Source organism: Lacticaseibacillus saniviri JCM 17471 = DSM 24301, from assembly GCF_001311785.1.
GTDB classification, from domain to species: Bacteria; Bacillota; Bacilli; order Lactobacillales; family Lactobacillaceae; genus Lacticaseibacillus; species Lacticaseibacillus saniviri.
Window position 1 is genome coordinate 167,674 of record NZ_BBBX01000001.1, and the last position, 23,499, is coordinate 191,172.

Here is a 23,499-nt window from a genome sequence, read left to right on the forward strand (position 1 = left end):
TTACATTTTTGACCGTTTCTTGTTGCTTTTGAACGTTTTTGGCGTATAATAAATTTTCGAGGTGAGGAAAGTGCTTACAGAAGAGCGGCATCAACATATCCTAGCGACTTTAAAACGGCAGGGCGTCGTCAAATTAAAAGATCTGATGACGGAGCTGAATGCTTCTGAATCCACGATCCGCCGCGATCTTGCTGATCTAGAAGATGCGGGACTACTCGAGCGTATCTACGGGGGGGCGAAACGGTCACAAAGCTTAGCGGCCGAACCCAGCGTCTCCGAAAAAGCCACGCAACAGCTTCCCGCCAAACAATTAATTGCCCAGGCCGCGAGTCAGCTCGTGCAATCCGGCGACATGATTTTTCTCGACGCCGGCACAACCACTGCTGAACTGATTCCACATCTCGCGGAAAAAGACGTCACCGTCATCACAACGGGTGTCGATAACGCATCGGTGCTCGCCGACTACAACGTCAAGGTTCTGATGTTGGGTGGCTTAATCAAGCCGGCGACAAAAGCGGCCATCGGTGCCATCACCACAAAGATGCTGGCCTCCTTCCGGTTCAACTGGGCCTTTCTGGGAACCAATGGGATTCATCCCGATTTCGGTCACACCACCCCAGACCCGGAAGAAGCCATCGTCAAACAATTAGCGATTCAACAAGCCGATCACAGTATTATTTTGGCAGACGCCAGCAAGTTCAACCGCGTCAGTTTTGCTAAGTTTGCCCCACTCGATACCGTGACCGTCTTTACAGACCATAAACCACACACACCCGCCTTTGACGCGTGTGCCAATATCAAGGAGGTTCCCTTTTGATTTATTCCGTTACCCTCAACCCATCCATTGACTATGTGATTGGGTTATCACAACTCACATTAGGCCGGGTCAATCGACTCGACAGTGATCTGAAGCTACCCGGTGGTAAGGGTATCAACGTCAGCCGGATTCTCAAAGAACTCGACTTACCCACCACAGCATTAGGTTTCACGGGCGGCTTTATCGGTCAGTTCGTCACTGATCGATTAGCCAACTTGGGGCTGACCACCCGCTTCACACCAATCGCTGGTGATACGCGGATCAACGTCAAGGTCAAGGCCGAAGAAGAAACTGAATTGAACGCGAGCGGCCCAACCATCAGTCTGATGAAGCAGCGGCTTTCAAGCGCGAACTGGATCAACTGCAACCAGGCGATGTCGTTGTGATGGCCGGCAGTCTGCCCGCTGGCTTACCCGCATCGTTCTACCGCGATCTCGTGCCTGTGATTCACGAACACGGGGCAGACTTCGTGATTGATACCACGGGTCAAGCCTTGCTCGATACTTTGCCAGACAAGCCATTGGTGGTTAAACCTAATCACCACGAACTAGCTGAACTGTTCGGTGATCCCGAATACACGAGCTTAGAAGAAACCGTACAAGCCGGTCGCAAGTTACTGGGCTTGGGTGCCCAACACGTGCTGGTTTCCATGGCCGGTGCCGGTGCGTTGATGATTACTGCCGACAAAGCCTATCATGGCACAGTGCCAGCGGGTAAAGTTGAAAATTCAGTTGGCGCGGGCGACAGTATGTTAGCTGGTTTCACCGGCACATTTGCCACCACACACGATGAATTGGAAAGCTTCAAAGTCGCAATCGCCTGTGGGAGTGCAACTGCCTTTTCAAAGGACTTAGCAACCCGCGCAAAGATTGAAGAAGTCAAAGCAACCATTACCATTACCGAAATTTAGGAGGAAGATCATGGATATTCGCGAATTACTACTTAAAGACGTCATGATCATGGATCTGAAGGCGACAACAAAGGCCGAAGCGATCGATGAAATGACCCAACAGTATTACGACAAAGGCATCATCAATGATTTGGATCTTTACCGCAGCGATATTTTGAAGCGTGAAGCTGAATCCACCACTGGGATCGGCGAAGGCATCGCGATGCCACATGCCAAGGACAAAGCGGTCACCCGTGCAACAGTGCTGTTTGCTAAAAGTGACGCCGGGGTCGATTTTGATTCCTTAGATGGCCAACCGGTTCACTTGTTCTTCATGATTGCCGCACCAGAAGGCGCCAATGACACTCACTTGGCCGCACTGGCTGCCCTCTCATCCCTCTTAATCAACCCCCGACCTTGTAGCTGCCCTGAAGCAAGCCAAGACACCAGACGACGTGCAACAGCTCTTCGCCGATGCCCAAGCTGCTAAGGAAGCTAAGGACAAGGCTGAAGAAGATGCCGAAAAGGCAAAGGCTGCTGAACAGGCCCAATTCAAGGCTGAAAAGCGTGAAGAACGTCCATTCATCGTTGCCGTTACCGCCTGCCCTACCGGGATTGCCCACACCTACATGGCCGAAGCCGCTTTAAAGGAAATGGCCGAAAAGATGGGTGTCGACATCAAGGTCGAAACAAACGGTTCTGAAGGGGTTAAGCACAAGCTAACCTCAGATGATATCTCACGTGCGGCCGGTGTTATCGTTGCGGCCGACAAGAAAGTTGAAATGGACCGATTCGACGGTAAGAAGCTCTTGAATCGTCCCGTTATCGATGGGATTAAGAAGCCTGACGAATTAATTGAAAAGACGCTTGAAGGCGACGGTGCTGTGTTCCACGCTTCTGGTGCCGATACCGCTGAAGCTGAACCAGAACAGAAATCCGTTTGGAGTCGAATCTATCAAGATCTGATGAACGGGGTTTCCAACATGTTGCCATTCGTTGTCGGTGGTGGGATTATCATGGCCCTCTCCTTCATCCTTGAACAATTCGTTGGTAAGAGCTCCATGTGGTTCACCTTCACCAATAACCTTGGGAACTACGCCTTTAGCTTCTTGGTTCCTGTCTTAGCCGCTTATATCGCGGTTTCCATCGGTGATCGCCCTGCGTTAATGCCTGGGTTCGTCGGTGGTTGGATGGCCACGTTAACCGCCGCTTCAGTTGTTAAAGCAAGCAATCCTGCTGGGTTCATCGGTGGTCTGGTTGCTGGGTTTGTCACTGGTTGGCTGATCGTTGGCTTAAAGAAGTTGCTGTCTGGCATGCCACACTCACTCGATGGTTTAAAGACCATCCTGTTGTATCCAGTCCTAGGCCTTGCCGGCATCGGGATTATCATGTTCTTCATCGTCAATCCGATCTTTGCGGCCGTTAACGGTGCATTGATCAACTTCCTTGAAAACATGGGTACCGGTAATGCCATCTTGGTTGGGGCAATCTTAGCCGGGATGATGAGTATCGATATGGGCGGTCCTTTCAACAAGGCGGCCTACACCTTCTCCATCGGGGTCTTCTCAGCATCTGGTCAAACAGATGGTCGCTGGATGGCTGCTGTCATGGTTGGTGGGATGATTCCACCATTGGCGATTGCGATTGCTTCTACCTTCTTCCCTAAGAAGTTCACCGAATCCGAACGTCAATCTGGGTTGTCTAACTACGTGTTGGGCTTAACCTTCATCACTGAAGGCGCCATTCCATTTGCCGCAACTGATCCATTGCACATCATCGGTAGTTCCGTTATCGGTTCTGTTATCGCCGGTGGTTTAACTCAATTCTGGGGTGTGAATGTCCCAGCGCCTCATGGTGGGATTGTTGCCTTGGCATTAACCAATCAAAAGTTTGGCTTCCTGATGTCCTTAGTCATCGGTGCTGTCATTGCCGGTGTGATCTTAGGTATCTGGCGTCCTGTTGCTAAAGAAAATCAAGCTTAACAAGTACATGTGAGCAATATCAAAAAGCTTATCCAATCAACCGTTGGATAAGCTTTTTGGTGGCTACAGCGACAATTTGATCAGTTGCGCGGTTTGCTTTGAGATGCCGAGCGCCTGAATATCTTCGACTGAAGCTTCTTTGATGTGATTGATGGTTTTGAACTCTTTGAGCAGCTTGGTGCGCGTCTTGGGACCAACACCCTTGATATTCTCCAAACGGCTTGAGAGGCTATTTTGCCCCGCAACTGTCGATGGAAAGTAATGGCGAAACGGTGAACCTCTTCTTGAATGCGTTCGAGCAGATAAAAGCCCTGGCTCTTAGGATCCAGGTTGATCATCTCGTCCGCGTCCCCGTACAACAGTGCAGCCGTCTTATGCTTATTATTTTTCACCATGCCGGCGACTGGAATATCCAAGTTGAGCTCATTTTCGAGCACGTCCTTGGCCGCGTTCATTTCAATCGCGCCACCATCCATCAGAATCAAGTCAGGCAGTGGTGCTTTCTCCTTCAACAGTCGGCTGTAACGGCGATAGATCACTTCACGGGTATTGGCATCTTCATTGGCACTGTGATCATCCGCGTCCTGCGCCAGCTTGTACTTGCGATAATTCTGTTTGGCTGGGCGCCCGTCCTCGAATTGAACCATCGCGGATACCGGATCGGTCCCCTGAATATGACTGTGGTCAAACGCCTCGATCACATGCCCCTTAGGTAACCCGAGTGCGGTCATGATCTCATCTTGGGCGCCCACCGTGGTGCGGTTATCCAATTCCATCAGGCGGAACTTCTCCTCTAACTTGATCCGACTGTTCTTCTCAGCTAATTCGAGCAATGCCCGCTTCTCACCGCGTTGTGGCGTGCGCACGGGCACCTCGAGCACCTGTTCGAGTACCGCGTTATCAATGCCCTTTGGCACCAAAATTTCGCGCGGTTTCACATTGTTCTTGCAATCATAAAACTGCAGAATAAAGGATTCGAATTCTTCCTCAGCGGTATTCACAATCGGAAATAAGCGCGATTCACGCTTCATCAGTCGCGCTTGGCGAATGAAGAAGACCTGAATTGAAATCCAGCCCTTGTCCATGTAAAAGTTGAATAGGTCACGCGTGGTGTGATCGGTTGAGATGATCTTTTGTTTTTCAACGGTGGCTTCGATGTAGTGCAACTGGTCGCGAATTTCTGCGGCACGTTCGAATTGCATCTCGTTGGCCGCAGCAGTCATCTTCGCCGTGAGTTGTTGCTTCACCTTGCCCACGTTCCCATTCAAGAAACGCTTAATCCGTTCGATTTGCGCCTGATACTCTTCGACAGGCACTTCACGGAAGCACGGGCCCAGACACTGCCCCATGTGATAGTACAGGCATGGGCGGCCCTGATAGCCGTTACAGCGTCGCAATGGATACACCCGCTGGATGAAGTGCATGGTCTCTTGCGCGGCGTAGACGTTTGGATACGGACCAAAATAGTAGGCGTCGTCCTTCTTCACATCACCGGTAATCATAATCTGTGGATCGCGTTCATTGGTGATCTTGATATAAGGGTAGCCGGTTCCCTTTTTGAGCTTGATATTATAGTATGGCTGATATTTTTGAATCAACGTGATTTCGAGTAAGAAGGCTTCCTTGTCCGTTGATGTGACAATGAAGTCCAGATCGGCAATTTCAGCCACTAAGCGCGCCGTCTTGCCGTCATGACTGCTCTTGAAGTACGAGCGGACCCGATTCTTTAGATTTTTCGCTTTACCCACATAAATAATCTTGCCGGTGATATCTTTCATCTGATAACAACCTGGCAAATCGGGTAAGAGGCTCAGTTTGTGTTCAATATGTTCTGAGGCCATGGTTTCCTCCCTAAAACAAGTGTTCGCCTTATTGTATTCAATATCCGTAATGGTTGCAAGCGCGTGGCTTATCACACACAGAAAGAAGGAGCCGCGATGAGTCATCGCAGCTCCTTCTTTCTTTTGCGAACAATATGGATTAATCGTGTTCCAAAAGGTTGAGCGTTCCGGTTAACTTGGCTTGTTTCAAATCCTAAGTTCAGGATTTATCACCAATCCGTGTTAATCCTCACTCTCATAACACCTTTTGTCACAACTTCTTTGTTGTTATTGCGTTAAGACTTTGGACAAGAAATCTTGTGTCCGCGCTTCTGTCGGATGCGTAAAGATCTGATCAGGCGCACCCTTTTCAACGATTTGGCCGCCATCCATGAACCACACTTGATCGGCCACTTCGCGGGCAAAGCCCATTTCGTGAGTGACAACAACCATGGTCATCCCTGACTTGGCCAAGTCTTGCATGACCTTGAGCACTTCCCCGACCATTTCGGGATCCAGCGCACTGGTCGGTTCATCAAACAGCATCACGTCTGGTTCCATCGCCAAGGCACGGGCAATAGCGACACGCTGTTGTTGGCCCCCTGACAAGCTTGGTGGATAGACATCCGCTTTTTCAGCTAAACCGACCTTATCGAGTAATGCTTCCGCTTGCTTCCGGGCATCAGCAGCGTTGGTCCCCTTCACTTTCATCGGTGCCAACATCACGTTCTCAGCCACGGTCATATTAGGGAAGAGATTAAAGCTTTGGAACACCATGCCCATCTTTTCGCGGACTTGGTCGAGTTCCTTTTCGTTCAAGCCCACCAAGTCGGTGCCTTCAAACAAGATTTCGCCGGATGTGGGTGTGTTCAACCGATTCAGACTGCGCAGGAAGGTACTTTTCCCACCACCAGAAGCCCCAATCACGACAATCACATCGCCTTGATTGATGGTTTCAGTGATGTCATTGAGAACGACATTATCGCCGAATTTTTTGACCAAATGATTGATCTGCATTAATGGCTTAGTTTGCATGTTTCATCTTCCTCTCGTAGAAGTTTAAGAGCTTCGATAAGCTAAATGTCATCACGAAGTAAAGAATCATGGCAACAAAGATGGGTTCAATCCCTTTGTAAGTCGCTGATTGAACAACCTTCAATTGATAGATCAAATCGGTTACCCCGATGATTGACACAATGGAACTTTCCTTGATCAGGGAGATGAATTCATTCCCCAACGCAGGCCAGATATTCCGTAATGCCTGTGGTAAGACGACGCTCTGTAACGTCTGCCGTTGCGACAAGCCCAGTGACCGTGCAGCCTCAGTTTGGCCGACAGGGATACTGTTAATCCCACCACGAATGATTTCTGCTACGTAGGCCGCTGAATTCAGGGAAACGGCAATCAAGCCGGCTGTCAGTGCTGGAATATCGACAATCAGCCCAATCCCAAAGTAGACAAACATCACTTGAATCATCAGTGGTGTGCCCCGAACGAATTCGATGTAGGCAACCGCGATCCCGCGGATAATCTTGCTCTTGCCCAACCGCATCAAGGCTAATAGCGTCCCAATCGCAATCCCGACAACAATCGCAATCACGGTAATCAATAAGGTATAACCGACACCCTTAGCAAAATAGCTCCAGTAATGCAGCATGCTGGTGTCTTGCGTGTTGCTGGTCATATCCTTCCCGGCTGTCTTTAAGTAGCCAGGAATCAGGTTCTGACGGTGAATCGTGTCGATACTCTTGTTGGCTGCCTTCACCAGGCTGGTGGCACCCTTAGAGAACCCAATCGCGCTACCGACTTCATCGCCACCGATGTTGAACTTACCCTTGATAGTGGCCAAGCTAGAATCGTTTTGAACGTAAGCCAATGCCACCGCATCTTCAGCGACAATCCCACTGATTTTATGAGACTTCAACGCTAAAATCAGATCGGGCACCTTGCTAAGCCCAGTGACTGAGCTTCAGGAACCTGCTGCTTCAAGAGATCAGCCTGTAAGCTCCCGGTTTGGACACCGACTTTTTTACCTTTGAAAGAATCTTTGTCCTTGTAGACCCCTTCATCAGACTTATTGATGATGAAGTTTTGTCCCGCCTTGTAGTAGACCTTGGAGAAATCAACGGACTTCTCACGGGTAGCGGTCGGTGTCATCGCAGACAGCACCATATCGACCTTACCGGTTTCCAGTGCGACCAGCATGAATCAAAGTCCATTTGCTTGATCTGCAACTTGACGCCGATATCGTCCGCAATCTTTTGGGCGATTTGGGCATCCAAACCTACGACTTGGTTCTTGCCATTTCGATTGACTAAGAATTCATAAGGCGCGTAGTCTGGGCTTGTCCCCATTACCAGTGTGCCTTTTGCTTTAACTTTTGCTAAACTTTGATCCGCCGCGTGAACGTTGCTGGTGCAACGGCCACCACCGTCACCAACGCCAAAAACGCGATTAGCAGACTATGCCATAACTTCTTCATTGAGGAGCCTCCCTTTACTGTATGCAAGTACTATACTCGATAATTTATTTTTATGCAAGTTTTATTCAGAATTTGGGACTTGCTGAATAAATTAAGCAATGCTATACTCTAGAGCGAAGGGAGGGATTCCAATGAGTCTCAAAATTAATGCCCAAAACGATCTGAATGAACTCTTCGACAAGTTCGCTAAGGTTCCTGCCGGCAAGCCAGCAGCACCTGCACCAGAGCCACCTGTCAAACCGGTACTCGATGATCCTAAAAAAGAAGCCGACAAAGCTAAGGCAGCCACCAAAAGTCGGAACAAAAACCAGAATAAGTGCTCAGATGATAGAAAAAGAAGACTGTGATTCGCCGTTGATGGCAATCACAGTCTTCTTTTAGTTTTAACGGCTTAATTATTGAGATTAGGATACCGCTTAGCGAGTTGATCGATGTTGACCTGTGCGACTTCTTCAAATGGAATATCAGCCCACAGCGCGATTTGGGAGAGATACCAGAGCGTATCACCCAGTTCACGGGTCAATTCATCACGATTTAACTCCTGACCCTGGAAGGTGTATTTCTTGATCAGATCGATCACTTGCCCTGAATCGCTAGCTAACCCGAGGGATAAATTGGTCAGCACTTGCTCATTACCGGTGAGCGTCCGATTTGCCAATTGTTGATAATCATTTAACTCCATCACACTTACTCCTTTGTTTGTTGCTCAAGCCACTGCCAGACTGATTCCTGACCCATGCCAGTTTCGGCACTGAACAGGACTAAGGTGTCGACTTGGTTAAAATCAAGGGCCTTTTGAATCCGTCTGGTGGTTGCTGCATATTTGCTCTTACCAATCTTATCGGCCTTTGTTGCGACGACCAGGACGGGTATTTTATAGTACTTCAAATACTGATACATACTGATATCGTCATCACTGGGCTCATGGCGGCTATCAACCAGTTGGACCACGCCGCGTAAGGTTTGCCGAGTGGTCAGATATTCTTCAATCATGGTCGCAAACTTAGCGCGTGCTGTCTTACTGACTTTGGCGTAACCATAGCCAGGGACGTCCACGAAGTACAACAATGATTCGATATCGTAGAAATTCAGGGTTTGGGTCTTACCGGGCACACTAGAGGTTCTAGCCATGCTCTTGCGGTTGATCAAGCGATTGATCAACGACGACTTCCCGACGTTACTACGCCCCACAAACGCCACTTCTGGTCGTTCATCGGTTGGATATTGAGCGGCCTGAACCGCACTGATGGTTAAACTCACGTGATTAACTTGCATCGATTTGCCTCGCTTTCTAGTTGTTAGTGTAGCATACCTGCACAAACGGAATGAAGCGATTTTGAACTTATTCGCTCTCTTCACGTCGCATAAAAAATGAGGTTGTGGCAAAACACAATGTTTTGCACACAACCCCAACCTATCACGCGGTCATCATCCCGCGAGACAGTGAGTCACAAATTAAGATGCTTCGCGGCTGTTGTCGATCACAAGTTCTGGTTCGCCAGTCCCTAAGACCGCCTCTTCCGTCACGATTGCCTTCACCACTTCTGGTCGGCTAGGCAGATCAACATCATATCTTGCATCACGGCTTCAAGAATTGACCGCAAACCACGTGCCCCGGTATTTCGCACGATTGCTTGATGCGCAATGGCGTGTAAGGCAGGTTCAGTAAAGGTCAGCTCTGTGTGATCCAATGCAAACAGCTTTTGATATTGCTTGACGAGAGCATTCTTTGGTTCGGTCAAAATCCGGACCAAATCGTCTTCAGTCAGCTTTTCAAGGGCAGCCATAATTGGAATCCGGCCGATAAATTCAGGAATAATCCCGAACTTCATCAGATCTTCTGGAATCACTTGTTGCATGAGACTCTTATTTGGATCGAAGTTGTCGTCATTATCGGTTCCAAAACCAATGGTCTTCTCACCGATCCGGTTCTTGACGATAGTCTCGATGCCATCAAAAGCCCCACCGACAATGAACAGAATATTGGTGGTGTCGATCTGAATGAATTCTTGTTGTGGATGCTTACGTCCGCCTTGTGGTGGCACGCTCGCAACTGTCCCTTCAAGAATCTTCAGCAGTGCCTGTTGCACCCCTTCACCAGAAACATCACGGGTGATGGAGACATTTTTCGCTCTTTTTAGCGATTTTATCGATTTCATCGATGTAAATAATGCCCTTTTCAGCGCGTTCAACGTCGTAATCGGCGTTTTGCAGCAACTTCAAGAGGATATTTTCAACGTCTTCACCCACATAACCTGCTTCGGTTAAGGTTGTGGCGTCAGCAATTGCAAATGGGACGTTCAAAATCCGTGCCAGACTTTGCGCCAGGAAGGTCTTCCCTGAACCGGTTGGCCCGATCAACGCAATGTTACTCTTTTGCAATTCTGTGTCGCCTTCAGCAGCCACTTCCATTTGGTTAACCCGCTTGTAGTGGTTGTACACGGCAACAGCCAATGCCCGCTTTGCGGCATCTTGGCCGATCACATAGTCATTCAAAATCTTTAAGATATCAAATGGCTTTGGAACTTCGAGTAAGTTTTGAACAGCTTCTTCTTTGAACTCTTCATCAATAATCTCTTTGCATAAATCGATACATTCGTTACAAATATATACCCCAGGGCCTGCAACGATTTTCTTTACCTGGTTTTGTGACTTACCACAAAAAGAACAAGTCACTGGCCCGGTTGTCTCGACGTTGTCAAACATTAACTTCAACCCTTTCTTGTTGGCTCAATTATACCAAACAAATGACATTTGCCCAGTATTGAAGCGAAACAACTGTATCACAGTTCAATTATGGTTTCAAGTTTTCGGGCTGAACGGACACAGGGGGCCGTGACAAAACTGATGTTTTGTCGCAGCCCCCTGCCTTTAAACGCATAATGTGTCCGTAGATTAAGCTTCCTTAGCTGAATCGGTGATCAACTTGATTGCTTCCTTAACACCGATATCATGCTTTAACATGTCTTCGGTCAAGGCTTGGCGAACAGCTGATTCTTCCATGTTGTAATCAGCAGCTAAGTCTTTAATTTCAGCGTTAACTTGATCTTCAGTAGGTTCGATCTTTTCAGCAGCAACAATCGCTTCAAGAACTAAGTTAGTCTTAACGCGAGTTTCAGCATCAGATTCGAATTGCTTGTGCAAGTCTTCTTCAGTTGTACCAGTCAATTGATAGTACATCTTAGGAGAGATGCCTTGGCGTTGCATGTTGCCAAGATATTGGTCCATTTGGTTGTGGACTTCTTGGTCAATCATTGCTTCTGGAACATCCTTGATTTCAGCGTTATCAACTGCTTGCTTGATAGCTGCATCTTGAACAGCATCTTCAGCGGCTGTGTTCTTTTGATCTTGGAGTTCTTCCTTTAACTTAGCCTTTAATTCGTCTAAGGTATCAACGCCATCGTCTAAGTCCTTGGCAAAATCATCGTCAAGTTCAGGTAATTCTTGACGCTTAACTTCGTGAATTGTGGTTTGGAAGACAGCATCCTTACCAGCCAATTCGCTTGCTTGATATTCTTCAGGGAATGTCACATTAACTGTCACATCTTCACCGGACTTGTGACCGATTAATTGGTCTTCAAAGCCAGGGATGAATGAACCTGAACCTAATTCAAGGCTGTAGTTCTTAGCTGAGCCGCCGTCGAATTCAACCCCGTCAACAGTACCAACATAGTCGATAACAACTGTGTCGCCCTTTTCAGCAGGTGTGTCTTCTTGAACAACCAATTCAGCTTGTTGCTTTTGGCGATCTTCGAGGGCCTTAGCAACGTCTTCATCAGTAACAGTACGATCTTGCTTAGGTACAGTTAAGCCCTTGTAGTCACCTAAAGTAACTTCTGGCTTAACGATAACCTTAGCCTTGATGATCCAAGGTTCGCCTTGATCCATCTTGTCGATATCGATTTGTGGTTGATCCACAGGTTCGATGCCGGCTTCTTCAACAGCTGCTTCATAAGCATCTGGTAAAAGAATGTTCAATGCATCTTCGTAGAGTGCGCCTTCACCATACATCCGGTTAAAGATTGTACGACTTACCTTACCCTTACGGAAACCAGGAACTGTCAGATTCTTACGCACACGTGTGAACGCTTGATCTAACCCTTCGTTGATTTTATCGAGATCGATTTCAAATGTTAATTCACCATCATTGGTGCCTTTTTTTTTCCCATTTTGCAGACATGATGTACCTCCGACTATTGGTCTTGCAATTGTCCATTGCATACTTGACCATAATACCCGAAATGAAAGGACTTGTAAACGAATAATCGCCTCTTTGTGAAAAAAACACCCGATTCACGCTGTTTTGGCATCACTAAATCGATTTAATCCGTTCATGAAAGCACAAAAAACACCCAACCTAAGTTGAGTGTTTTTAAAACTATTGATTAGTCGAGGATTTCAGAAACAACCCCGGCACCAACAGTACGGCCACCTTCACGGACAGTGAACTTAAGACCCTTTTCGATAGCAACTGGTGCAATCAAATCGACTTCGAAAGTTACGTTATCCCCAGGCATAACCATTTCAACGCCTTCTGGTAATTCAATAACACCAGTAACGTCTGTGGTATGGAAGTAGAATTGTGGACGGTAGTTTGAGAAGAATGGCGTGTGACGGCCCCCTTCTTCCTTTGTAAGGATATAAACTTCACCCTTGAACTTGTTGTGTGTTTGGATAGAACCTGGTTGTGCTAACACTTGGCCACGTTCAACTTGTTCGCGGTTAACACCACGGAGAAGAACACCAACGTTATCCCCAGCTTCACCAAGATCAAGTGTCTTACGGAACATTTCAAGACCGGTAACGGTAGTCTTAAGCACTTCTGGCTTCAAACCAACGATTTCGACTTCTTCCCCAACCTTGATTTGGCCACGATCGATACGACCGGAAGCAACAGTACCACGACCAGTAATGGTGAACACGTCTTCGACAGGCATCAAGAATGGCTTGTCAATAGGACGTTCTGGTGTAGGAATGTATGAATCAACAGTATCCATTAATTCCATGATAACCTTTTCTTGTTCTGGGTCGCCTTCAAGAGCCTTGAGAGCTGAACCACGGAGAACAGGAATATCGTCACCAGGGAAATCGTATTCGGAAAGTAATTCCCGAACTTCCATTTCAACTAAATCGATTAATTCTTCGTCGTCAACAAGATCAGTCTTGTTTAAGAAGACGATCAAGTAGTCAACACCAACCTGGCGAGCCAAGAGGATGTGTTCACGAGTTTGTGGCATAGGACCATCAGTTGCAGCAACAACTAAGATAGCACCATCCATTTGTGCAGCACCGGTGATCATGTTCTTAACGTAATCGGCGTGTCCTGGCGCATCGATATGTGCGTAGTGACGCTTTTCAGTTTCGTATTCAACGTGAGCGGTGTTGATTGTGATACCACGTTCCTTTTCTTCTGGAGCGGCATCGATTGATGCGTAATCTTGCGCTTGTGCAAGACCCTTTTCTGATAATACCTTTGTGATGGCCGCGGTTAAAGTAGTCTTACCGTGGTCAACGTGCCCAATCGTACCAATGTTTACGTGGGGCTTTGTGCGTTCATAGTGTTCTTTTTCAGCCATGAAAAAACGAACCTCCTGTATATTTTTTCGCAAGAATTCAGAATCAACGAGCGACCTGATAATCCTTTACGAATTAGTGTACTACATTTACGCGGAAATACCAAAATAAATATTTCACGCTGGAAATGAATTCCGAAGATGATTATATCGGGAATTACTCACTTTGTAAACAGCTAGCGTCAAGAATTTTTCATTGACGCTAAAATCCCGTCATTACGCGAAATCCATTAAAGCGCTAATCTGTTGCGTCAACCAGTCCAATAATGCTTTCTGTTTGGCTGATGCCTGCTCACGGTCACCGAAATAACGATTGAGGAATTCTTCAGGATCTGGAATCACTTGATCAACAATCGGATATAGAAGCCTAGTGATAAGCGTAACATTTCGATTTCCGCATCTTGATCCGGATATTGTGTTTGCGCGGTCTGCAACAAATTGACAATCGTTGGATCATTCATCACCCCGGGTAGTGTTGCCGGCACCACTTGCTGTTCTCCAAGATACGTGGTCATCGGCAATGCTTGATCGACATCGATGGCCGTTAAGGTTTCAAGCACACTCACCCTGATGGCAGGGTGCACATCATCGTCCACCAGTAATGGTGGTAAGGCGCTGCGCAACACGGGCTTTGGCAGGCGTCCCAGTTCACTCACCAACTGTTCTTGTTCGTGAAAGGCTCGCCCACCCATGTGCTGAACTTGTTTGCGCAAGGCTTCGATGTCCGCTTTGTTACTGCTCATATCATGATCTTCAGCTTCCGCGATGCGCTGACGAAAGGCAGCTTGATCCGCGTCGTCTAAATGATGACTGAGCGCCCAAGCTGAGCTGTAATCGGGTACCGCCAGTAACGTGGTCAAGAGTTCTTGTTGATGCTCCGGGGTGGCCATGAACTGATGCATGAAATGACTGATCACCGGTAAAGCCTCGCTGGCCATTTGCATGCCATTCAACGCGCGGACCAATAAGACCGCGGTGTCGAATGTCTGATCCGTCGTGTAGGCTTTTTCCAGATGAGCCACCGCACTGGCATAGTCCTTTGCTGCCAGCGCTTGTTGCCCCACTTGAATGTGCCGTTTCACTTGATCTGGTAATGGAATCACTTTTCCCATGATGTTGCCCCCTCGTTATTATCCCGACAAAAATAGGACCGTGTCGAAACGATTCGCGTTCCAACTCAATCCCATTCTTCATTTTTATTGTCGTTTGGTGCTGTTTTGGTTCACTTCCATGATAACTGGCAAAATCACTGGTCGGCGTTTTGTCTGATCAAACAGGAAGTGGCTGAGTTCGTCGCGAACATCTTGTTTGAGATGTCCCCAATCAAATTCTTTGTTATCAAGGTTCTTTTTGAACGGTTGTGGCAACCAAGTCGCCGCTATCGCTCAACAGGTCGCGACTGGTCTTCATGTAAACAAACCCGCGACTGGTAATCTTAGGCTTGGAGACAATCTTCTTCTTTTTGCGATCGATGGTGACCACCGCCACAAAAATACCGTCTTCAGCCAGCATCTTGCGATCACGCAAGACGATGTTACCGATGTCACCGACGCCAATCCCATCAATCATGGTGTTACCAGCATCGACATGCCCGGCTGCATTCATCTTACCTTGGTCATAGCTGATGATATCACCGAGACCTGAGATAAAGATGTTTTCAAATGGAATCCCAACTTCATGGGCGTGTTCAGCGGCAGCAGCCAATTGGCGATACTCTCCTTGAACAGGCAACACGTATTGTGGATGCAACAGGTTAAACATCAGTTGCAAATCAGCCTTGTTGGCGTGACCCGATGACTTCAGATCATCACTGATGGCTTTGACTTCACCGCCGGCACGATAAATCATGTCTTTGGTCTTAGCGACATTGGTTTCCATCGCATGTGATGGCGTCGTGGTCAAGAAGACCAGGTCGCCTTCGTGAATATGAATCATGCGGTGGCGGTTGGTGGCCATCCGTTGCAAGGACTTCAATGGTTCGCCCATACGCCCGGTTTCCAAGATCACGGTCTGTTCTGGCGCTAATTCCTTCAATTCCTTTGTCTTAGCAAATAAGTCATCACTTGGGACGTTGATGTACCCCAATTTGATTGCTGTTTTGACGATTTTTTCAACATCCTGACCAGTGAGGACAACGCGTCGATTATTCTCAGCCGCTGCGGTCAACACCTGTTGAATCCGAGCGATGTTGTTAGCCACCCCGGCAACGATGATACGACCGGTATGGTAACGGAAGGTTTCATCGATATAGTCGTAAATCGCGTGTTCGCTCGCACTCTGTTGGAAGTTTTCTGCATTAGCGGAATCGGCTAAGAGCGCTAACACTTTATTCTCACCAATGTGTGCCAAGCGGGCATAATCGGTTTGATAGTTGGCCGTCGCACTTTGATCGAACTTGAAGTCCCCTGTGTAGACAATCTGTCCAACTGGTGTTTCAATATCGATCCCAAGTGAGCCTGGAATGCTGTGTGTCGTCTTGAAGAAGGAGACTTCACATCCCCAAAATCGATGACAGAACGATCGTTGATCACGTGGAAGTCATTGAACTTCTTTGCCCGTGGATCACTCTTGGTCACAATCTTGGCGAGCTCAACTGTGAGCTCGGAGCCAAAGACTGGAACGGGATGTTCGGCAACAAAATATGGTAGCGCACCGATGGCATCCGCGTGGCCGTGTGTCAGGAAGATACCTGATACCCGATCAACGTTTTCTTCCAAGTAAGTCAGATCAGGAATCACAATATCAATCCCTAATAATTCATTATCTGGATATTTCAAGCCAAAATCGACGACAAAAATTTGATCGTCCACTTCGATCGCATACATATTCTTACCATTTTCACGTACGCCACCGAGCGCGACCAAGTTAACTTTAGTACTCATGGTTTCACCTCGTGGTTATTCTTCTGATTAATCTCAGAGCCGGATTTTCCTAAAACCCAGTGTACCACAAGCCTGGCTCAAAACCTATTTTGAGTTTGTCGAAAATGTGCCGCGTCATCATGATTTTGTTTCGCTAATTGAATGCCGCGGGCCAAAATAGGCGCGACTTCAACTGCGTGCTCACTGGTCAAGAGCACACCCGTGATGCCCGCTCGCGTTTGACTGAGCACAAGCTGGCCACCGTCAAATAGGACTTGAGCTGCCATTCGTGATGAGTGGGCCAAGACCCTAGCGGCGAGTCCCGCATAAGGGTCACCAATCAGCATGCCATCTGCTTGAATGCCTTGCTGGAATAACCACGGCGTCCAGCGCAAAGGGAGTGGCTGCTGCGTCAACACAACACCGCCGTCCCCCAATTGCCAATAATCCAAATCTGGGACAGCGTTGAGACCACTTTGAATCGCTAATTCGGGTTGATTGGCTGTGATAACCGGCGTCAGGCGTTGTGGCGCTTCTCGCTCCGTTTGGTGCCAGATCATGCGTTGAAAATTCAGTAATTGATGAGCCGTTTGCGTCATGGCATCAATGGCGTGCAGCCACTCAACAGCGGTCATGGGTGCACCGGTGCCGGCCAGTTGCATCCCCTCGCCGTACTTCCCCTCAATGGCACTGGCAAGCAGTGTTGCCTGCCAGTGGCCCGCGTGCGGCGCAACACCTAAGCTCACACTGGCCTCCACTTCACGCGACATGAAGCCTTGAAGCAAACTGCTGCCCAAATCCAGCAGTGGCCGCATCTGTTCAACCGGTGCCCCTAACACCTGAACGCTCGGTTCTTCGGCAGCAGTTTGCTGCATCACCACGCTCGCTTCTCCATAGCGTAAACTGATTGCCGCATGCGTCAATGCGGTCGCTAACACTGTCACGCTGAGTAAGGTGTGCCCCACCGCCATTCGATAACTAGGTGCCATCACTATGCCTCCTTTGAAATAAAAAAAAGGGAGCCAGGACAAATTGTCCCGGCTCCCGCAAGTCTGGCCTATCGACGCAGACCTAAGCTTTGGATTAATTCACGGTAACGAACAACATCCGTCTTCCGTAAGTATGCTAATAAGTTACGACGGTGACCGATCTTCTTCATCAGACCAACGTATGAATGGTGGTCCTTCTTGTGAACAGATAAGTGATCGTTTAATGCTAAGATATCAGCAGTTAAAACAGCGATTTGAACTTCTGGTGAACCAGTATCGCCTTCGTGACGCGCGTATTGCGCGATGATTTCGTTCTTTTGTGTTTGTGAAATAGCCATAATGTATTTCCACCTTTCTGTCTATTGCCTCAAACTGGGAATGACGACGGTGATCCGACAAGCCAAGTAAGAGGTTCAAAAGTACTTTATTACTATACCTGAGTTGTGTGGCCCTTGCAAGTTTATTCTGTCGGCAATTCGCGTCGCCGCTCCTGCCACATTAATTTGGTGATGGTGAGGACAAATAAGGTCACAATGATCAGCGGCTGAAACCAGTGTGGATTTACCACAAGCCAACTGATAACCAAGAGTGTGGCAGCGGCGTCGGTCCAGCCAAAGACCCGTTGCAGGTCGCGTGAAAAGTTGTGATTTAAGAAAACATTGAAGCCGTAGAGTAAGCCGACCAACATCAAGATACTGACGACGAGCCCTAGCCGGTTGAGTGAAGTATTGGCCTCGAGTAAACGACTGACAAACAAAACGTGTAGAAATAGGCTCATGATGATCAACAGATTAAAGTAGGCGTATTTCAACGTGTCCGCATAGCGCCGAATCTGAATGTTCAGGTTATCCATGGAGGTGTAATAAATCCCCCAAATACAGATAATATCGAGCAAACTCAATAAAAATGCCCAGGTGAGATGTTCATGTGAGAGCTCAACCAACGTGGCCAGCGCCTCCCCCAAAATAATCATCGTAAACTGACCATAGCGCTCAATCAGTGAACTCGAGATGGCATAATCCAGATGACGCATGCGGTGTTCCCGGTCCTCGATCGGAATCATCAATAAGTCTGTGACCATGTCAATCATCACCCAAACAACCAGACTGGTGATCTGGCCTTGAAGCGATGGCATGAGCAAGCCAGCGACAATCACCACTAACCCGACATCGTGCGCAATATTATAGGTGAACGCGGCCGGTCGATGCCCCACATCATAAATCCCGGTCGAAAGCCAGATGTAGGTCAGTAAGCCCTGGTTGACGAAATAGGCACCGAGAAATGGCGTGAGATGGCCGGCGTAGACATCCGGAATATAGATGGCGACGACCGTAATCGCAATGATATGCAACAAGGTGAAGGTCATAGTCCGCAGGCTCTCATCCCCATGCCTGTCAAAATACTGCACCATGCTGACCCAATTGCGGAAAAACACTAAGAATAAGAGAATAAAAATACCCAACCGCGACCAACTGAGATCATCGATGACCCCAGTGGTGAGTTGATGAATAATGATAACGTAGACCAGATCCGATAACAGCTCCAGCCATGAAATTCGACGATGCCGAACTTCTTGTGTGATTGCTCGTGGCCCGGTCCACCAAGAAAGTTTGCGCATATCGACGCCCCCTCTTTGGTTTAGAATTATTTTTATCATAGCGATTATTTCAGTGATGAACAAGTCAGGACGCCCTATAAAGCCCAGTTTTGCTATCAAGCACTTTCCCTTTACAACTTTTTATTGCATTACCTCAAAAGCTTCTGTATAATAACGTCTGTTGAAACAAACCTGGAGGTGAAGAATATGCCACAAATCAAATCAGCAATCAAGCGGGTTAAGACCCAAACAGCTTCCCGTGAAGCAAACATCAGCCAAATGAACGCTATGCGGACTGCCGTTAAGAAGTTTAAGGTTGCCGACGAATCAAACGCTGACAACGCACAAGACTTGTTCAAGGCAGCTACACGTTCTATCGATATGGCTAACGCAAAGGGCTTAATTCACAAGAATAAGGCCGGCCGCGATAAGAGCCGCTTAGCAGCACTCTTAAACAAGTAAAAAATGCGATTTGCCACTCGGCAGGTCGCTTTTTTGTGTCCAAAATAAATAAGCGGATGTGATTCCCCTTCAGGGTGGCATCACATCCGCTTATTTTTATTGGGCCTGCTTTTGGCCGCTATACTGTAGCACAAACAGTTCAAAGGCTAACGTCTTATCAACCTGACCGCGCTTCATCTGCGCATCTAAGTCCACTAAACCGATAAACGCGCGGTGCAAATCATCAGGATTCAAGCGCTGACTCTGCTGCCACGCTAACTTGATGCGATAAGGATGCACCTTGAGCGTCTGCGCTAAACTTCCTTGCGAATACCCCTTTTTCATCAGGATTTGAACCTGAATCAGTAATCGAAACTGACTGAGCAGTAAGCTGATCAGCTTGATGGGTTCCTCATTTTGCGCGAGAAGCTCGCGGTATAACCCCAAGGCAGCCGTCGCATTCTTGGCCAATACGGCACCGACTAAGTCAAACACCCGGTCCGATAACTGCTTTGGCACCAATTGCTCAATGTTGGCCGCCGTCAAAACGGCCTGATCCTTGGCAAAGGCCATGAGTTTAGGCAGCTCTGTCGCCATCAGGGAATAATTACCATTGGTGCGTTGCGCGAGCAGTTGCAAGGCATTGGGTTCGATTTGAATCTTGGCCTGTGCCAAATCTGCCTTAATCTGCTGCATCGCTTTATTCTCATTCAGGGTTGTGGCATCGATGAGCAGCGCATTCTTCTTGAGCGCCTTAGACAAGCGCTTGCGGTCATCGAGCTTGGCATAAGGTGCCACCACCACCATAATCGTGCTCGGCACCGGCTGATTCAGATACTGAAGCAGACTGTCCACGTCGTGATCGATTTTGGTTGGTGCGCTCTCGCCCGTGAACATCACCGGTTCCGTTAGCACCACTTCCCGATAATCGCCAAAATGGTGGCGACATCGCGTCATCCAGTGCTACGGCCACCGGTGTTGTTTTCAGGTCATAGCTGGCAAAGTTCATCGCCTTTTGGTCTTCTGGAATCAATGCCTTCAGCATCGCAACCGCCCGATTGACGATGGCCTTTTCCTCGCCCAAAATCAAAACGAGTGGTGGCACACTTTCTTTGAGTTGTTTCTCCAATTCTTGAATTTGCATGTTGCATTCCCTTCTCTTACGGGTTCAGCATTCGGTTGAGGCGATGCGTGTTTGCCCCGCTATCCACCCAAATCATGCCTGAGTCCGCCGTGTTGAGCCACGGCACATGAGCGGCAGTGAGCGTCTGTAGTGTTTCTTGATGTGGATGACCATAACGATTGTGACGCCCTGCCGAAATCAGTGCCCATTTGGGATGAATCTGCTGGATAAAGGCCGGCGCACTTGACGTTTTGGAGCCGTGATGGCCCGCCTTCAAGAAATCAACCGCAAGCTTTTGGGGCAATAACTGATTGACCTCAACGGCTTGATCCGCATCGCCTGTGAACAACCAACGACTGTCTCCAATTTTACCATACAACACAATCGAATCGGCGTTTTTATCGGTTGCTGGTCGATCCGGTGCCACAACCTGCAGATTGAGCGGGCCGACCTGTAATCGTGAACCCGCTTGAACGAGACTGACTGCGCGAACCTGTTTCAACAGCGGCACAATCTGTGGCTGATGCTGACCAGACATTGTCGTCAATAAGCGGTCCACCCGAATGCCGCTGGTGATGACACCCGCATCACCGACATGATCGGCATCCGCGTGCGTCAACACCAGCGCATCCAGATGGGTAATTCCCCGTGCGGCCAGATAATTCAAGATGACGCGCTTAGCCGGTGGATTCGCCCGCGGTGGTCCAAAGCCGCGACCACCGGTGTCGATGAGTACCGTTCCTTGTTTGAATGGTGCTTCTATCAAAATCGCATCACCCTGGCCCACATCAAACACACTGACGCGATAATCCGGTCGCCAGTTCAGGTCAAAAATGGCAAGCATCAATAACGTCGCCAACAGGAGCCGTGTTTTGAAACCGGGGTAGGTCACCACCAGCAGATAGCCAATCACAAAACCAATCGCAAATTCTGGCCGTAACGCGCCAATCGCGACAAATCCTGGCAGCTGTTCCAATCGCAACAATAGCTGTTCCATCAATGTGAGTCCCTGCACGAGTAACGTCACCAAATTCGCTTGCGGCCAACTGACCACCAGCAGTAATGCCGGCATCAACACCAATTCAAAGATGGGCATCAGTATCAGATTGAACAGACTCGCTAATAGATGCAATCGAAAGACTTGGCTCAAGAGAACCGGCCAGCTCAAGATGCCTAGTCGCATGCTCAATTTTAACGGCGGTAATTGTTGCCACCATACCAACGCAAAAGTGAGCAGGTAAGTCAGTTGCCCACCCAATGTGAACAGCACTTGCGGTTGAATCAAACAATTCAGCACCAGCACCAGTGATAAGGTGTCGAGCGTACTCAATCCCAGATGCAACCGCTGATTCAAGATCTGAGCAATGCGAAGCCATACAGCGCGGATAATGCCCGCACCAAAGGGAATCAAGACTAATAGTGGTAATAACAGACCAATACTGGCCCAGTCCACCCACTCTTTGGGCACGTGCAGACGATCGGTCAGCCAGTAGAGCGCCCCAATCAGTGCATAAATATGCAATCCTGAGACGCTAAAGAGATGCAGAATACCCAAATTAGCAAAGGTTTGGCGCATTTCAGCGAACTCTTGGTCCAACTGGCCCAGTAAGAGTCCTTTTGCATATTTACTGATGATTATGGGTAAACTTTCGATTCGCCGCAACAGATAGACGCGCAACGTGTAGAGCCAATCGACAATATTAGTTGCTGGGGCAATCTGCCAGCGCAAGGCTTGTGTCGGTATTTCAAAGCTCTGGTGTGCTTGTTGAAAACGATAATGGGCGTAATCAAATTCGTAGAGGTTGGTGGCGCCCTGAAGTCTTGTTGGTTGACCCGACCAAGCGACCAGCGCCGTGCGATCAATTTGTTGCAATTGCTCGCGCTCTGCCGCACCGATGCTAGATGAACCACTGACGACAACCCCGTTCTCAGCCACCCCTGTCCAGCGCACAAAGCGATCTTGAAACTGCCAGTCGGTGGGGTGCACCCGCACTAACCCACTGGGTACCGGCGGCTGTGCGGCTAACTGCTGTTCGTGCCACCCCAGGACACAGCCCACAGCAAGCGCCGCGACCAACCAGGGCCACTGTTGCCAACCCAACCGGAAGCCCCATAAGGCTAACAAAAGCCCTAACCAAATCGGCCCTAACAACAAGCAAATGCCAGCAACCAGCAGTGCTGTCACCAATAACCAGCGTTGCGTCATGGTCCAACCGTCACTTGCGGGGCTAACTTTTCAAAGGTCTTATCACCGATACCCGTGACCGACTTCAGTTCCTCAACCTGTTTGAACCCCCCATGTTCATCTCGATAAGCGATAATGTCCTGCGCCTTCTTGGGTCCCACCCCGGATAGTGTCTGCAATTGTGTTTCCGTTGCCGTATTCAGATTGATGATAGCGCCACTGCTAGCACTTGCTGCAGCGGCATTGGGTTGTGCCGGTGCCGCTTGTTGGCCTTGACCCTTTTCAGGAATCAAGAGTGTCTCTTGATCACTGGCAACTTTAGCCAAATTCACCTGACTGAGATCAGCCTTAGCGGTCAGTCCCCCGGCCGCCGTGACCACAGCATCCCATCGTGTCTTGCCATCGACCGGATAGAGCCCCGGTTTTTGAACGGCACCTTTGATGTGCACAAAACCAGGGCTGACATGACTACTCTGGCTCGTGACCGCGCTCGATTTTGCTTCAGTGGATTTTATCGCCTGTTCTGGTGCCGGCGTCACCGTTGTTGCATTCGACGGATGAAACATCAACCAACCGCCGATGCCAATCACAACAACTGCCGCGATGCCATATCGCCAATAATCTTGGAGCCATTGTTTGAGCATCTTCTTCACCCCCATGGCTATACATTTCGCAAGGCACACAAAAAGCAGCGACAAACATCAAAGTTTTTGTCGCTGCTTGTTAAGTATCACAGAACA

The 23,499-nt window shown here is 48.5% G+C and carries 15 protein-coding genes and 7 pseudogenes; 5 read left to right on the forward strand and 17 right to left on the reverse strand.

Annotation, left to right across the window (positions count from 1 at the left end; translation table 11 throughout):
• Positions 1-70: 70 nt before the first annotated feature.
• The 3 genes and pseudogenes from JCM17471_RS00825 to JCM17471_RS00835 all read left to right on the forward strand — a co-directional run bounded on the left by JCM17471_RS00825 (position 71) and on the right by JCM17471_RS00835 (position 3,688).
• Positions 71-817 carry a DeoR/GlpR family DNA-binding transcription regulator gene (locus tag JCM17471_RS00825; protein ID WP_054776478.1) on the forward strand — a complete coding sequence of 249 codons (747 nt, stop codon included), beginning with the start codon at positions 71-73 and terminating at the stop codon, positions 815-817.
• A pseudogene (pfkB, locus tag JCM17471_RS00830) lies at positions 814-1,727 on the forward strand (1-phosphofructokinase). The gene JCM17471_RS00825 and the pseudogene pfkB overlap by 4 nt, the downstream one beginning before the upstream one ends.
• Positions 1,728-1,737: 10 nt before the next feature.
• Positions 1,738-3,688, forward strand: a pseudogene (locus tag JCM17471_RS00835) (PTS fructose transporter subunit IIABC).
• A gap of 63 nt (positions 3,689-3,751) precedes the next feature.
• Here the strand turns inward: JCM17471_RS00835 and uvrC are convergent.
• The 4 genes and pseudogenes from uvrC to JCM17471_RS16715 all read right to left on the reverse strand — a co-directional run bounded on the left by uvrC (position 3,752) and on the right by JCM17471_RS16715 (position 7,990).
• A pseudogene (uvrC, locus tag JCM17471_RS00840) lies at positions 3,752-5,529 on the reverse strand (excinuclease ABC subunit UvrC).
• 267 nt (positions 5,530-5,796) lie between these two features.
• The gene (locus tag JCM17471_RS00845) at positions 5,797-6,543 is read right to left on the reverse strand and encodes an amino acid ABC transporter ATP-binding protein (RefSeq protein WP_054776479.1); all 747 of its coding nucleotides are present in this window, start codon (positions 6,541-6,543) and stop codon (positions 5,797-5,799) included.
• Positions 6,533-7,907: pseudogene (locus JCM17471_RS00850) on the reverse strand (ABC transporter substrate-binding protein/permease); the annotation flags it as partial. The gene JCM17471_RS00845 and the pseudogene JCM17471_RS00850, both read right to left, overlap by 11 nt.
• A complete protein-coding gene (locus JCM17471_RS16715) occupies positions 7,892-7,990 on the reverse strand; it encodes a mediator of RNA polymerase II transcription subunit 7 (protein ID WP_225354047.1) in 99 nt (32 codons plus the stop codon). The pseudogene JCM17471_RS00850 and the gene JCM17471_RS16715, both read right to left, overlap by 16 nt.
• A 131-nt stretch (positions 7,991-8,121) precedes the next feature.
• On the opposite strand from JCM17471_RS16715, the gene JCM17471_RS00855 reads away from it, so the two are divergent.
• Entirely contained in the window at positions 8,122-8,337 is a 216-nt protein-coding gene (locus tag JCM17471_RS00855) for an SPJ_0845 family protein (RefSeq protein ID WP_054776480.1), read from the forward strand.
• Between the two features lie 44 nt (positions 8,338-8,381).
• Here the strand turns inward: JCM17471_RS00855 and JCM17471_RS00860 are convergent, their stop codons facing one another.
• The 10 genes and pseudogenes from JCM17471_RS00860 to JCM17471_RS00905 all read right to left on the reverse strand — a co-directional run bounded on the left by JCM17471_RS00860 (position 8,382) and on the right by JCM17471_RS00905 (position 19,031).
• Positions 8,382-8,672, reverse strand: coding sequence for a nucleoside triphosphate pyrophosphohydrolase family protein (locus JCM17471_RS00860; RefSeq protein WP_054776481.1), 291 nt, complete (start codon positions 8,670-8,672; stop codon positions 8,382-8,384).
• Between the two features lie 5 nt (positions 8,673-8,677).
• Positions 8,678-9,265, reverse strand: coding sequence for a ribosome biogenesis GTP-binding protein YihA/YsxC (gene yihA / locus JCM17471_RS00865; RefSeq protein WP_054776482.1), 588 nt, complete (start codon positions 9,263-9,265; stop codon positions 8,678-8,680).
• A 180-nt stretch (positions 9,266-9,445) separates the two neighbouring features.
• Positions 9,446-10,696 (reverse strand): annotated as a pseudogene (gene clpX / locus JCM17471_RS00870) (ATP-dependent Clp protease ATP-binding subunit ClpX).
• Positions 10,697-10,885: 189 nt separating this feature from the next.
• Positions 10,886-12,170, reverse strand: a pseudogene (tig, locus tag JCM17471_RS00875) (trigger factor).
• A gap of 205 nt (positions 12,171-12,375) precedes the next feature.
• Positions 12,376-13,566, reverse strand: a complete 1,191-nt coding sequence (gene tuf / locus JCM17471_RS00880; RefSeq protein WP_054776483.1) for an elongation factor Tu — start codon at positions 13,564-13,566, stop codon at positions 12,376-12,378.
• 335 nt (positions 13,567-13,901) lie between these two features.
• Positions 13,902-14,675 carry a hypothetical protein gene (locus JCM17471_RS00885; RefSeq protein WP_054776484.1) on the reverse strand — a complete coding sequence of 258 codons (774 nt, stop codon included), beginning with the start codon at positions 14,673-14,675 and terminating at the stop codon, positions 13,902-13,904.
• 84 nt (positions 14,676-14,759) lie between these two features.
• A pseudogene (locus JCM17471_RS00890) lies at positions 14,760-16,445 on the reverse strand (ribonuclease J).
• Positions 16,446-16,522: 77 nt separating this feature from the next.
• Positions 16,523-17,413, reverse strand: coding sequence for a hypothetical protein (locus tag JCM17471_RS00895; RefSeq protein ID WP_054776485.1), 891 nt, complete (start codon positions 17,411-17,413; stop codon positions 16,523-16,525).
• Between the two features lie 68 nt (positions 17,414-17,481).
• A complete protein-coding gene (gene rpsO, locus JCM17471_RS00900) occupies positions 17,482-17,751 on the reverse strand; it encodes a 30S ribosomal protein S15 (RefSeq protein WP_054776486.1) in 270 nt (89 codons plus the stop codon).
• Between the two features lie 122 nt (positions 17,752-17,873).
• Entirely contained in the window at positions 17,874-19,031 is a 1,158-nt protein-coding gene (locus tag JCM17471_RS00905; RefSeq protein WP_054776487.1) for a low temperature requirement protein A, read from the reverse strand.
• Positions 19,032-19,217: 186 nt separating this feature from the next.
• On the opposite strand from JCM17471_RS00905, the gene rpsT reads away from it, so the two are divergent.
• A complete protein-coding gene (rpsT, locus tag JCM17471_RS00910) occupies positions 19,218-19,472 on the forward strand; it encodes a 30S ribosomal protein S20 (protein WP_054776488.1) in 255 nt (84 codons plus the stop codon).
• A 96-nt stretch (positions 19,473-19,568) separates the two neighbouring features.
• On the opposite strand, the gene holA is transcribed toward rpsT, so the two are convergent.
• The 3 genes from holA to JCM17471_RS00925 form a co-directional block, all read right to left on the reverse strand.
• A complete protein-coding gene (holA, locus tag JCM17471_RS00915; RefSeq protein WP_225354048.1) occupies positions 19,569-20,408 on the reverse strand; it encodes a DNA polymerase III subunit delta in 840 nt (279 codons plus the stop codon).
• Positions 20,409-20,611: 203 nt separating this feature from the next.
• A complete protein-coding gene (locus JCM17471_RS00920; protein ID WP_054776489.1) occupies positions 20,612-22,780 on the reverse strand; it encodes a DNA internalization-related competence protein ComEC/Rec2 in 2,169 nt (722 codons plus the stop codon).
• Complete coding sequence (locus JCM17471_RS00925; protein WP_054776490.1) at positions 22,777-23,403, reverse strand: helix-hairpin-helix domain-containing protein; 627 nt, start codon at positions 23,401-23,403, stop codon at positions 22,777-22,779. Before JCM17471_RS00925 ends, JCM17471_RS00920 begins: the two co-directional genes overlap by 4 nt.
• Positions 23,404-23,499 lie beyond the last annotated feature (96 nt).

Coding starts and splice junctions, on each gene's coding strand:
- JCM17471_RS00845 (WP_054776479.1), bottom strand. CDS start 6,543: ATGCAAACTAAGCCATTAATGCAGATCAATCATTTGGTCAAAAAATTC.
- JCM17471_RS16715 (WP_225354047.1), bottom strand. CDS start 7,990: ATGAAGAAGTTATGGCATAGTCTGCTAATCGCGTTTTTGGCGTTGGTG.
- JCM17471_RS00855 (WP_054776480.1), top strand. CDS start 8,122: ATGAGTCTCAAAATTAATGCCCAAAACGATCTGAATGAACTCTTCGAC.
- JCM17471_RS00860 (WP_054776481.1), bottom strand. CDS start 8,672: ATGGAGTTAAATGATTATCAACAATTGGCAAATCGGACGCTCACCGGT.
- yihA (WP_054776482.1), bottom strand. CDS start 9,265: ATGCAAGTTAATCACGTGAGTTTAACCATCAGTGCGGTTCAGGCCGCT.
- tuf (WP_054776483.1), bottom strand. CDS start 13,566: ATGGCTGAAAAAGAACACTATGAACGCACAAAGCCCCACGTAAACATT.
- JCM17471_RS00885 (WP_054776484.1), bottom strand. CDS start 14,675: ATGGGAAAAGTGATTCCATTACCAGATCAAGTGAAACGGCACATTCAA.
- JCM17471_RS00895 (WP_054776485.1), bottom strand. CDS start 17,413: ATGGCACCTAGTTATCGAATGGCGGTGGGGCACACCTTACTCAGCGTG.
- rpsO (WP_054776486.1), bottom strand. CDS start 17,751: ATGGCTATTTCACAAACACAAAAGAACGAAATCATCGCGCAATACGCG.
- JCM17471_RS00905 (WP_054776487.1), bottom strand. CDS start 19,031: ATGCGCAAACTTTCTTGGTGGACCGGGCCACGAGCAATCACACAAGAA.
- rpsT (WP_054776488.1), top strand. CDS start 19,218: ATGCCACAAATCAAATCAGCAATCAAGCGGGTTAAGACCCAAACAGCT.
- holA (WP_225354048.1), bottom strand. CDS start 20,408: ATGACGCGATGTCGCCACCATTTTGGCGATTATCGGGAAGTGGTGCTA.
- JCM17471_RS00920 (WP_054776489.1), bottom strand. CDS start 22,780: ATGACGCAACGCTGGTTATTGGTGACAGCACTGCTGGTTGCTGGCATT.
- JCM17471_RS00925 (WP_054776490.1), bottom strand. CDS start 23,403: ATGCTCAAACAATGGCTCCAAGATTATTGGCGATATGGCATCGCGGCA.